Origin of the sequence: Oceanisphaera sp. (genome assembly GCF_052084945.1) — a bacterium.
GTDB lineage: Bacteria > Pseudomonadota > Gammaproteobacteria > Enterobacterales > Aeromonadaceae > Oceanimonas.
Window position 1 is genome coordinate 1 of sequence record NZ_JBQDEX010000083.1, and the last position, 12,790, is coordinate 12,790.

The following is a 12,790-nucleotide window of genomic DNA, read 5'->3' on the forward strand; positions in this document are numbered from 1 at the left end:
TTGCTGATGTCGTCTTGAGTGACAGGGCGGTTAAGCAGTTCTTCGCCATCGGGCGTGGTCACCACTAAGGTGTCACCCACTTTAACGGTATTGGGATCTAAGGTGACTTCAGCCGGTACTTTGCCATCGGTAATTTCAGACTCATTGTAGGTGCCGTCTGGGCCGGCACCTTGCAGCTCAATTTCAAGCTGTGGCGTGACGTTATCCACTGGTTTTTCGTCGGTCGCATCGCTGCTGTTGCCTGCCGGATCGGTAATGGTCGCTTCAACGGTGACGGTTTCTTGGCCCGGCGTTACTGGAACGTCAACCGTTACACCCTTGCTGATGTCGTCTTGAGTGACAGGGCGGTTAAGCAGTTCTTCGCCATCGGGCGTGGTCACCACTAAGGTGTCACCCACTTTAACGGTATTGGGATCTAAGGTGACTTCAGCCGGTACTTTGCCATCGGTAATTTCAGACTCATTGTAGGTGCCGTCTGGGCCGGCACCTTGCAGTTCAATTTCAACCGTGGGCGTGACGTTATCTACTGGTTTGTTATCAAAGTCGGTACTGGAACTGCCGCTTGGGGTCGTTATAGTGGCATTAACCGTGACTTGTTTGTCACCAGGTGAAACCGGTACCTGAACAATTAACCCGTTAGCTACTTCTTCATCTGTAACAGGTCGGTTGAGCAGTGTGTTCCCTTTACTGTCTGTCACCACCAATATATCGCCAGCCCTAACTTGGCTATCTAGGGTGATATATGCAGGCACTGTGCCGTCGGTAATTTCGTCTTGATTATAAATACCATCTGCGCCAGCCCCTTTTAAGGTAACACTAATAACAGGGCTGCGTGATGCAGGGCCCACTTCGCGCTCTGTCCAACCACTATGCTCATACCTATGCTCTGTATCGTCTTGCCATTCAGGTAAGCTCATACCAAATGGGCGTAATTCTTCTTGAATGCGCACTAACGTGACGGGAGTAAAGCCATCGGCTTCTATTTGCTCACTAATGCGCACTAAGTTTACAAAATCGTGCCCTTCTTTTAATACTACCCGCCCACGAGTAATGGGCGTTTCATTGGTATTAGTTGGCGCTATCTCTTCAAGTTCAGGCAAGGGGGCTAAGTCTGATGGTTGGCTGAGCTGGCCGCTGTCTTCAGCACTTTCAGTTGCAAGCTCAATGCCATCAGCCACCGTCATTTGCTGCGCGCCAACAAAGGTGAGTTGATTACCGTGACCAAAATCAACACCAATGACGGCATCGTCACTAGTAACAAGGACTTCATCGGCTGTTAAGCGGTCGCCTATTTTTAAGGCACGGCGTTCACCCGCGCTAGATTGCGCCCATGCTTGGCCTTCGAGGGATACAATAGTTGCTTGTGTGCTCATAAAAACCTCTTCATAAAAATAGGCGTACCGCCATCCTGGAGATACCTTTGATATTTGTTAAATGCGATTAATTGCGCCGTGTTTAAGCGGCCGCTATAAGTTACAGAGTGCGCGCCAGCTTCATTCTTTAGCTGACCGCAGTTTTAATTCCCAATCCCTACTCCCCACTTTCCATGATTTTTCCGTGTCAGTCCGTGTATTGCGTGGCAGATCGAGTCTTCCTGGGCGCTTGTAGCTGGGCGCCGGGCACTCTGTTTTTACCGTTCACTCAACGCATTGGCTTTGGCCCGTAATAAGGGTTTTAGCAAATATGATAAAATGGTTCTTTTACCGGTTAACACATCAAGCTGGGCCGTCATTCCTGGGATCACCGACAAATGACGTGCTGCATCGGCGCTTGTGGTTATAGCCCGTACCACATAAAAAGTATTGTCACGATCATCAGTAATGGTGTCGGCACTAATGTGCTGTAACTCTGCTTCTAACCCACCATAAATGGCAAAATCGTAGGCATGTAACTTGATAGTGGCGGGTAAGCCTGGCCGTAAGAAGGCGATATCTTTAGGGGCAATTTTGGCCTCTACCAGTAAGCGGTCGTCACTCGGGACGATTTCTACTAAAGCATTACCCGGCTGAACGACCCCGCCTACGGTATTCAGTAATATCCGCTGCACAGTGCCATTTACCGGTGAGCGAATATCAGCCAATTTAACGCGATCTGCTAAGCCTTCTACATGTTGATTTAGGCTATTCATTTCGGTTTCGGCATCACTTAACTCGCTATACCACTGACTCTGCAGGGTCAGCTCTACTTCTTGTAACCGCGCTTCGGCCTCTTGAATACTGGCCTCTACTTGCTTGGCTCGCGCTGCAGCTTGTCGGCGCTCTCCATTGGCCGCGGCTTGATCACGCTGCAAATGCAAAATATCAATTTCTGACACTGCCCCTGTGGCCAGCAAAGGGCGCGTGGCGGCCAGCTCTTTACTCGACATGCGATACGCTTGTTGTGCGGTATATAATCGGGATTGAGTCTCACTTAATTCTTGTTGGCGCTGACTCACTTGCTCTTGTGCCACGGCTTGACGTTTTTTGAGTTCACTTAAACTGGCTAGATAATGGTTTTGCTCACGTTTTAACACGCTCACTTGTTGCTCAGTGACCGCCAAGCTAAATGCAGGCTCATAGGTTTGTTGTTTTATTTGGGCATTTAAACGCGCCACTTTAGCTTTTAAAGCAAATAGACGGGTGCTGCTTTCTTCAAAGTTGGCCACAAACCGAGTGGGGTCAATACGGGCTAATAATTGCCCTTGGGTCACGGTGTCACCTTCTGTAATGAGTAACTCTTCAATCATGCCGCCATCTAGCGACTGCACCACTTGCAGTTGACGTGAGGGGATAATTTTACCCTCGCCACGCGTCACTTCATCTATGGGAGCAAACGCCGCCCAAGTGATAAGCACAATAAAGATGATGGCTATCACATAGAGTAAACCGCGGGCGCGCAATTCTTGTTGACGCTCTATGGCGTGCTGGGCATCTTGCTGCCAGTGGCCTGAGCGCTGGGTAAAAGCAGAAAATAACGGCCTAAATAAACGGTCAACCCAGCGTTTTCCGCTTAGCCCCACCGCATTGGTTTTGCTCAGTTGTTCAAAGGCGTGCTGCTCTGCTGATTTTTGTTTGTTATGGTGTTGCTCACTCATGGCGCGGCCCTTTTGATACTGCCGGTTTCTAGTGCCTGCAACACTTGCTGCTTAGTGTCGTCGGCCACGACTGTGCCACCGTCTAATACAATTAATCGATCCACCATGTTTAATAAGCCGGTTTTATGGGTAATTAACAGCAGTGTTTTGCCTTGACTAAATTGCGCTAAGCCTTTGTTAACGTGATTTTCTAAATTAGAGTCCATGGCGCTGGTGGGCTCATCAAGTAACAGCATAGCGCTATCTGCCATGACAGCCCTTGCTACGGCAATCGTCTGTCGTTGCCCTCCAGACAAGCGGCTACCACCTTCTCCAACTTGCATCGCCATGCCATCGGCATGAGGGCCAATCAGTCGGGTTAAGCCAGACACATGCACCGCTTGTAGTAAGCGTTCTTGGCTCGCATGAGGCTGACCCAAGGTGACATTGTCGTACACTGAGCCACTAAGTAACTGCACATCTTGTGGCACATAACCAATATGGCGGCGCAGTTCGGCCGGGTCGATTTGATTAATGTGTACTCCATCAATAAAAATGCTACCGGTACTGGGCTGATACAAACCTAATATCAGCTTTTCTATCGTGCTTTTGCCTGAGCCAACTTGGCCAAGCAGTGCCACTCGTTCGCCCGCGCGTATATGAAACGACACATTATTAAGGGCGGCTTTTTCTTCATCGGGGTAAGTAAAAGACACATTGCGAAATTCAATTTCACCACGGAGCCGACCTCGGCTCACTTGCTGTTTCGAAAAATCACGCTCTTGTTCATACTCCATCATGTCTTCAACGGAATTAAGTGCCGTGGCCGCTTGATGATATTGCGTGAGTAACGAGGCCGTTTGTGACACCGGAGCCATGGCCCGTGACGACAGCATATAAGAAGCAATGAGTGCGCCTTGACTCATATCGCCCTTGATCACCAAATACACGCCTGTGATGATCATACTGACGGCCACCACTTGCTGGATCCAGGCTGCACCTGCGCCAACCGAAGCCCCTAACAAACGTTGTTTGCCAGCGCAGCCAGATAAAAACTCGGTAGCATGTTCCCATTGAGTTTGCATACGTGAGGTGGCGTTAAAGCTTTTTAATGTCGGTGCGGCAGTAAGACTTTCTATTAAACCTGAATTACGCTGAGCACTGGCTTGGCTAGATACTTCAGATAGCTGCTGCATTTTGGTCTGTACCGAGAGGGCATACAGGATCACAATGGCCGCCCCGACCAATACGGGGATCACCATCAGCCAGTTGATTAAGCCAATAATCACCACAAATAATAGAAAAAACGGTAAGTCGATTAATGTGGTAATGGTCATAGAGCCAATAAAGGAGCGCACCGACTCAAACGATTGCACATTAGATGCAAATGAACCCACAGACTGCGGATTGTGCTTTAGGCGCATGCCTAATATTCGCTCCATAATATGTGCAGATAACCGAAGATCAGCTCGACTGGCCGCCAATTCAACAAACCAACTGCGTAACATGCGCAACACTAAATCGGCACACACCACCACTATTGCACCTATGGCCAATACCCATAAGGTTTCTGTGGCATGATTGGGTACTACTCGATCGTACACATTCATCACAAACAGCGGCATGGTGAGGGCAAATAGATTAATGAAAAAGGCCGCGATTAAAATATCTCGGTACACCCGACGGTTAGCGCGGATCACACTCCAAAACCAATGTCCTTGGTGCTCAGGTGTATGAGTATCCCGACTGCCGCCGTCAGCTAACTGAAATTGGGGGCGACAATACAACGCAATACCGCTGTATTGCGCACTAACATCATCTAATGCTAATTCTTGCTGCTGCATATCCAAATCTGGCATTCGCAGCAGCACCTTTTGTTGCTGAACGTCTATCGCTTCTAATACGCAAGCACGATGCCCCTCTAACAAAATAATGCAGGGCAAAAGTAAACGGTTGAGTTGTGTAATGGGTTGGCGTACTAAGTTAACACTCAGCGTAACTCGCTCCGCCGCCCGCGCTGCAATAGAGGGCGACAAACGCCCATCTACCAGGGGTAAGCCATCCACTAGCGCATCGTATGATAAGGTGGTGCCGTTTGTTTTAGCTAACCATAGTAAACAAGCACCAATGGCATCATCCGTTATTGGCATAACATCCTTATTTAAGCTTAAAGCGGTCTAAAAAAACATAAACACTAATGAGTGGCGCACAACCCTCTTCGCATAAGCAAAAAGGTGTTGTGCGATACATATAGCCATTAGGGTCAGGCTCTTACTTCTGACTGCCTAAGCAGCTTTTATTTAGCACGCGTGATGTTTAGCTCAACCCGGCGGTTAAGTGCTTTTCCTGGTGCGGTGTTATTTGTTGCTGTGGGCTGTGAAGCTCCAGCACCGGCAACAGTGAGCACGGTTCTAGTAATACCACTATCAATTAATGCTTGGCGCACGGCCTTGGCGCGGTTAAGCGATAAGGTTTGGTTTAATGTACTTGAACCGTCACTGTCGGTATGCCCTACAATATGAATGGCTTGGGGGGCACCCTGCTCTAACGTAAACTGAACAAACTCCTGAATTTCTCTTAAAGCTTCGGGCTTAAGCTCTGCACTGTTGGTGTCGAATAGGGTATCGCCACTTAAGTTAAGCGTATCTTGATCGTTAACCGGCTGCATGTAGCGGTCGTAATCAAATTTCTCAACGGCACTGGCTGAACAAAAATGTTGTGAAGTAGGCGACGGAGAACCATTTAAATCACTTAAGGTAGGGACTTTGTCAGTAGTAACTGATAAAAAGTCGAGCAAATTACCCATGCCGTGTAAAGTATGCAGGCGGGCTAATTGCAAATCATATACCCCTTGAACATAAGCACGCTCTGCTTGAAAAGCCTCGTTTTCTGAGTCCAACACATCTAATAAACTACGACGACTAATATTAAACTGCTGTCGATACGCAACCACCACTTCTGCAGACGCCGCGCTGTGCTCTGCTAGCGTGTCTAGACGACGCGCAATATTAACCATATCAGCATGAGAAATAGACGCGGTTTGGCGTAAGTCGACACAGGTTTTATGGTGCAAGCTTTCTGCCTGGTGAATACGCTCATAAGCGGCCTTTTCACCCGCAAGATCACTACCGCCATTGTATAAGTTATAGCTAGCACGCAGCTCAATCATGCTTTCGTCACCGTAACGACTTGGGTCGGTGCGCTCATCAAAGCTATTGTTGTTTTTATAAATGCCGTGGCGAGCACCTAGCTCAAGAGTAGGATAACGATTCGACTTAGTTTCTTTATAAGACGCTTCAGCCGCTTGAGTATTTTCTGCCGCAGCAAATAAAGACGGATTATTATGATACACAGTCTCTAATACTTGGCTTAAGTCATCAGGTATGACATGTTCAGGCACATCAAATATGCTGAGTTTTTCTGCAGGAAAACGCCCCACTAAACGCTGAAAACGTGCTGTGACTGTTTGTAAGTTGGCAATTTCGGTCATTAGGTTTGAACGGGCAAGCGATAAACGACCACTAATTTGTTGAAGATCGGCTCGGTTGCTTACACCTTGACGCACTCGCTCATCAACTTGCTTATTAACGCGCTGATGATTAGCCACATTATCTTGTGCCAAGCTTACTAACTCACGATGGCGCAACACGCTCATGTAAGCATCACTGGCTTCTAAGGCTTTTGTTTCTGCTTCATCTAACAGCTCATAATATCGCGTTAAGCTAGTATGCTCCGCTTTAGCCAATGCGCTTCGTACTCTAAAGCCATCAAACAACATTTGTGTTAGCGAGACTTCCGCATAGTTACGCGAGTAGTCATCACGGCCATCAAAATCCCGTTTAGCACGGCCTGCCGATAAGTTCACATCTAATGTGGGCAGATAACCACCAAATGCTTGGCGCTCATCATGTATCGCAGCATTAAAGGCATCCAGTTGTACTTGTAGTTCAGGCTGAGTATTTAGCGTTTCTTTAACAACAGCCAGTAAGTTATCTGACTGATCTGCCATCAGCCCTCCTACTGGAGCTGTACATAGCAAGCTAGTAAACACTAACTTTATAACACCTTTGACTTTGAGCATTCCATCCTCATAATTATTATCTGTAAGCGGCGCGTTCAACCATGTAGTTAAAATAAAGTAACAATCAGCCTACAAAACTCCGCATATTAAACTATTAAAACCCAAGCTTATCGATGAATATACTAGTTAACACCAGTGTATTTAGCTTTCAGGACGATTAATAAAAATAGTAACTCTTTGCATACTCTCCAATGTAACCTCATAGATAAGACTAAACATTTGCTCACGCATAAAAACTTGTTCTAGAGCGCTTTTTATTTCTGCAAGTTCAACATTTATGTAGCTCTAGCCTCGCGTATCACTACTCAGCTTATGGGTTGATTTCGTTAGCTTTAATGATCATTTCTCGTGGTTAACTCACTGTAATTCTTTTCTCTTTATGTCATTAGGTCTGCACAACATATCCCCTGTAAAAAAAGCAGAAACTTGGTAATATTCGTATTTAGTTAACAGTGGGAGTTTTATTTTCTTGCGATAGATGTAAAGCGGGCGGTGTAGCACTAACTAGATGATCTTCTGCTCAGTAAAGACGACCTGTCTTAGATGATTTACTCGCCACTACTTATTATTTTTAGGCGGATTTAAACAAAGGAAGTTAAAGAAATGGATGCTTTAAAAAATAAACGCATCTTAATTGTGGAAGATGAAGAAGCGGCCAGAGTGCTATTAACTGTCTATTTAGAACAACAGGGGTGCCATGTTTTTTATGCTGTAAATGGGCTAGATGGCATTGAAAAAGCTCGCCTGCTACAAACAGACATCATTCTCATGGACTTAGACATGCCCCGTTGTAATGGCCGAGATGCCTGTAAGGTGATCACCCAAGATCCAAGAACTAAGCATATCCCTGTGGTTTTTATTTCTAACATGGCCTCATCAGAACAGCGCATTCGCGGGCTGTTAGCAGGAGCCGTTGACTACATCACTAAGCCTTTCGATTTTAATGAGGTAAAGTTGCGTCTTGTTATCCATTTAAAACATCAAAGCAATACACAGATTACCGATGTAAAACCTGTGGCTGATGTAGCTAACAACAGCAGCACGTTACAGCCTCAGAGTCATCGCCAAACCGTGCTATTTCATAATGCCCGTGTTCACTTGCTCAACTCATTAGCCACAACTTTGTCGATGGCGGAGTTAGAAAAGCTGACTTGCTCTAACAGCAAGCAACTCAATATGGCGTTTAAAATATGTACAGGCGTTACCGTGTTTGAATATTTACGTGAAGAGCGCATGAAAGAAGCACGCCAGTTATTGCAACAAACCCAAACGCCTATCCAAGACATTGCGTATGAAGTGGGATTTACTAACAGCGCTAACTTTTCTAGCGCCTTTAAAGAGCGTTTTGGGTTAAGCCCAAGGACCTTTCGCCAGCAAACAAATTAAGAGAGAAGGCACTTGTTGATATTACGCCAATGGATGGTTTTATTTAGTATTTTTATGATCGCCGTGCTGTTAAATACGCAACCCGCGGCCGCTTTTGAACGCCCTCAGCACCAAGATAATATCGCGCCTATTGCTGATTTAGCTGAGTTATCAAGCAACACTAACTTACTCTCCTTTATGCTAAACAGTCCCAAAAACAGTGGATTAAGTCAGCTGTCAGACGCCATAAACTTTAATGAGTGGCAGCCCAGCCAAGCAGAGGCACTTGCAGCACCGCGCCAACACACCACTGTGTGGCTAACGAGCACCTTAACCAATAGTAGCGAACGCCCCATTATGCGCTGGTTAGTGATTGAGCCATGGCGAGTGAATCGAGTTGATAGCTTTTTGCTTAACCCAGACTCAGGTGCCTTGCTACAACAAGATGCCAGCGGCCTTGAAGTAGCGCTCGAACAGCGCAGCGTCAAAAATGGTAAAACGATCGTGCCGGTTATTGTTAACCCAGGTGAGTATCAGCAGCTCTATCTAAAGATTTATAGCGACAGCCTACCGTTTCTCAACATACAAAGCTGGGAACCTGTTTCCTATACACAAAGCACCTATCACTCTCGGACTTTTCAGGTTGCTTTGTTTTCGGGCATTATCACCTTATTGGTTATTTTGCTGTTGCAGCCAAACCCCAGCCTGATCATTACGGGGGTTTGGTTATTTGTGGCCTTTGTTTTTGAAGCTGAAAAAGACGGTTTTTTTAGTAACTACCTATTAAGTGCGCTCGAAAATTACTCTGTTAATTTAAGGGTTTCTAGTTGGATATTTACCGAACAACTGTTTTTGACCGCCTCCCTCTTTTTATTGGGGCTTAATCGTCATCGCAGCTGGCAAAAGTTGGTGATGGTGAGTGCGGTGATGGCAGGCATTATGGCCAGCCTCACATTTGTGTTGGATGGGGCTAGCATTCGACAGTTGGGGATCTTAGTCACAGCGTTATACGCTGGCGTGTGGTTGTTCATGATCAGGCCCGCACTGCGTATTAAACGCAAACAGCAGCTTATTCTTCTCAGTTTGTTAGCGGTTTACTGGCTCGTTTCGGTATTTTTATTAGTCGGTTACACTTTCAATTTTTATTACACCTCAGCCTTTGCTGTATCACGTATTTACGTGGAAATACTAGTGACCTTAGCACTAATAGTGACCTACAGCTGGCAGCGTAAACAGCACCTAAATGCCACAGAGCTGGCACTAAAAGAGCACGAACTTCGCAGCAAAAAAATATTAGAACAAGCCATTATTGCTCGCACCGCAGATTTACATAGCGCACTCGAAACAGCAGAAAAATCTAATGCTGCAAAAGTGAACTTTTTAGGGCAAATATCTCATGACCTGCGGGCGCCACTGACCGCAATTTTGGGCAGCGCTCAGCTACAAGACGCACAAATACTCAGCTTACAAAAAGCCAATAGTATTATTCAAGACCGTGCCTATTATATGAAGGATTTAATCGACAGCTTGGTGGATTACACAGAAAACACCACGCTTGCTAGCGCTCCCTTACGGGATGTTTACCTGATGGCATTTCTTGATAATCTGACTAATCAGGCTTATTTATTAGCCCATCAGCAAGATAATCACTTTCAACTGAAAATAGACTGCGAACTACCCACAGTGATCCGCTGTTACCCTGTTAAGTTACAGCGAATATTAATTAACCTAATCAGTAATGCCGCCAAGTATACTCAACAAGGCTATATTTCACTGTCGATTGCTACGGGAGTAGATAAAGAGGGAAGAACAACGCTGAAGTTTTTAGTGAGTGACACCGGTCAAGGAATAAACTCAGAGCAACTAGCCAACCTTTATACGCCTTACTTTCAAAGCTCTAAAAGCAATCCTGGCAATGGCTTAGGCTTAGCAATTTGTTTTGAACTCACAGAGCGCCTTGGGGGTAAATTAGACATAAGCAGTGAGCTTGGGGTGGGAACTCATATCAACTGCACCATTCCTTATTTTTTAGGGGATGAACAGCAAGCAAACTTAGCACTGCCCGCATCCCCAGATTTACTTCCCTTATTTGATGCTCAAGGTAAAACCGCATGGATAATCGAAGACAACCCTTCCTTTAGTGAGCTGCTTGATTATGAGCTAAGCCATTTAGGGTTTGAAACACAACTTGCGAACAGTGCAGAAGCTTTTATTGAGGCCGCGTTTGCAACCAATGCACATAAAAATGTACCTGCTATTGTGATTACCGACTATCAACTACCAGAAGCATCCGGCTTAGCTGTGTTAAAGGCGGTAAAAAGTCACTGGCCTCAGGTGCCAGTGTTATTACTGTCGGCGACCGACCCCAGTCAATCACCAGCACTGGGGTCATCATCACTTAGGTTTAATGGTTACCTTACAAAGCCCATTGATTTACTGGCCCTGCGTCTGGAGCTTGCCAAACTATGCTCGCTTGAAAAATGACCTAAAACAGTATGAAGCTGTAAATAAATCAGCCAAAAAAAGGCCACTAATACATTCGTTCGTAAGCAAACAACCCAACATGCATAACGCATGCTTGTCAGGCTCCAAGCTTTTTACTTTATTAAGCTCTTTAGCTAACTGCTTGGCTAATCGAATGTTAGCCAAGTGGTTTTTAACTCGGTAAATCGCTCAAAAGCATGTAGTGATTGATCTCGACCGTCGCCACTTTTTTTAACGCCGCCCAGTGGTACTGTCATATCACTGTCGTTATAGCTATTAATAAAGACGGCTCCTACTTTAAGTTTGCGCGCCAGCCTATGCGCTCGTTGTAAATGGGTGGTCCACACCCCTGCACTTTGGCCATATTTACTGCTATTAGCCAGCTCCAGTGCTTCTTGCTCAGTGTTAAAGGTGGCGACCACTAAAACAGGGCCAAATATTTCTTCATTGCTAATGCGCATAGTGGGGGTGCTTTGTTCAAGCACTGTGGGCCCCATAAAATAACCCTGATGATCACGGCCATCTAACGTTAGCTTGGCGCCCTCTTCAATTCCTAAATTGATATAGCGGCAAATACTAGCGTGGTGATTTTTATCCACCAAAGGCCCCAGAGTAGTTTGAGGATCGAGCGGATCCATGGGCACAAAAGCGGCAGCGGCCTTGTGAAACTCAGCCATAAAAGCGTCTTTTATGCTGGCTTCTACCAATAAACGCGCGCCAGCCATACAGACTGCCCCTTGGTTATAAAAAATAGCCGCGGCACACGTGGTGGCCGCTTTAGTGAGATCAGGGCAATCAGCAAACACTATATTGGCACTTTTGCCACCGCCTTCAATCCACACTCGCTTCATATTAGAGCTGCCCGCATATTCTAATAATCGACGTCCGACTCCAGTAGAGCCGGTAAAGCTTAAGCAATCAACATCATGATGCAGTGCCAGTGATTTACCCGCTTCTAATCCAAGGCCGGGAACAATATTTAATACGCCATCGGGCAAGCCGGCTTTTTTAGCTAACGCTCCAAGACGAATAGCACTTAGCGGGGCTTTTTCAGATGGCTTAAGCACCACTGAATTGCCGGTTGCTAGCGCCGAGCCAATTTTCCAGCAGGCGAGCACCAAGGGAAAATTCCACGGCACTATGGCGGCGACCACCCCCACCGGCTCTCGCGTAATAAATGCCAATACATTGTTGGCCGTTGGCGCCACTTCGCCATACACTTTATCAATGGCCTCTGCGTACCAGCGTATGGCCTGCACGGCACTAGGCACATCATCACGCATGCTGTGGCGAATCGGTTTGCCGGTGTTTAAGGTATCTAATAATGCCAGCTCATGTTGATGCTTTTCTATGAGTGCGGCCAAGCGCAGCAACACCGCCTTGCGTTCTGCTGGCGCAGCATCTGCCCACACTCCCGACTCAAAGCTACTTCTGGCCGCAGCTACGGCTTTATTTACATCGGCTTCTTGAGCACGACTGACATCAGCTAAGGTGTGTTCGGTTGCCGGGTTAATACAACTAAAGCGCTCATCAGCTTGGGATTTTTGATATTTACCCGCAATAAATAACCGCGATTCAAGCGTGACTTTATCCGCTAAACCCTGCCAATACGCCTTGTCTTTATAATCCATAATAATGCTCTCCTGAGAATAGTGATAACAGGCAACAAGACGCTGCACGCATATTTACTCTAATCGGCTAAGACAACAACAACAAGGCGAATTACTATTAATGCCAAATATAACAAGCAAATACACAGACTTGTTATAAAGCAGCATGTCACTTGGGGGACTTTTAATACGCTTTAT

Annotated in this window: 7 protein-coding genes; 2 read left to right on the top strand and 5 right to left on the bottom strand. The window is 46.2% G+C overall.

What is annotated here, in order from left to right; all coding sequences use genetic code 11:
* The 4 genes from ACTHY5_RS08520 to ACTHY5_RS08535 all read right to left on the bottom strand — a co-directional run.
* Positions 1–1,373, bottom strand: a 1,373-nt coding sequence (locus tag ACTHY5_RS08520; RefSeq protein ID WP_441878681.1) for a hypothetical protein, incomplete at its 3' end; no start/stop codon positions are given.
* 257 nt (positions 1,374–1,630) lie between these two features.
* Entirely contained in the window at positions 1,631–3,073 is a 1,443-nt protein-coding gene (locus tag ACTHY5_RS08525) for an HlyD family type I secretion periplasmic adaptor subunit (protein ID WP_441878683.1), read from the bottom strand.
* Positions 3,070–5,202: a type I secretion system permease/ATPase gene (locus ACTHY5_RS08530; RefSeq protein ID WP_441878685.1), complete on the bottom strand. Its 2,133-nt coding sequence runs from the start codon at positions 5,200–5,202 to the stop codon at positions 3,070–3,072. The genes ACTHY5_RS08525 and ACTHY5_RS08530 overlap by 4 nt, the downstream gene beginning before the upstream one ends.
* Positions 5,203–5,348: 146 nt before the next feature.
* Positions 5,349–7,061, bottom strand: a complete 1,713-nt coding sequence (locus ACTHY5_RS08535; RefSeq protein WP_441878687.1) for a TolC family outer membrane protein — start codon at positions 7,059–7,061, stop codon at positions 5,349–5,351.
* A gap of 675 nt (positions 7,062–7,736) precedes the next feature.
* Between ACTHY5_RS08535 and ACTHY5_RS08540 the strand changes: the two genes are divergently transcribed.
* Both ACTHY5_RS08540 and ACTHY5_RS08545 read left to right on the top strand, forming a co-directional pair.
* Positions 7,737–8,519, top strand: coding sequence for a response regulator (locus ACTHY5_RS08540; protein WP_441878689.1), 783 nt, complete (start codon positions 7,737–7,739; stop codon positions 8,517–8,519).
* A 12-nt stretch (positions 8,520–8,531) separates the two neighbouring features.
* The gene (locus ACTHY5_RS08545; protein ID WP_441878691.1) at positions 8,532–10,982 is read left to right on the top strand and encodes a hybrid sensor histidine kinase/response regulator; all 2,451 of its coding nucleotides are present in this window, start codon (positions 8,532–8,534) and stop codon (positions 10,980–10,982) included.
* A 146-nt stretch (positions 10,983–11,128) separates the two neighbouring features.
* Here ACTHY5_RS08545 and ACTHY5_RS08550 read toward each other — a convergent pair whose 3' ends face one another.
* A complete protein-coding gene (locus tag ACTHY5_RS08550) occupies positions 11,129–12,613 on the bottom strand; it encodes an aldehyde dehydrogenase (protein WP_441878693.1) in 1,485 nt (494 codons plus the stop codon).
* Positions 12,614–12,790 lie beyond the last annotated feature (177 nt).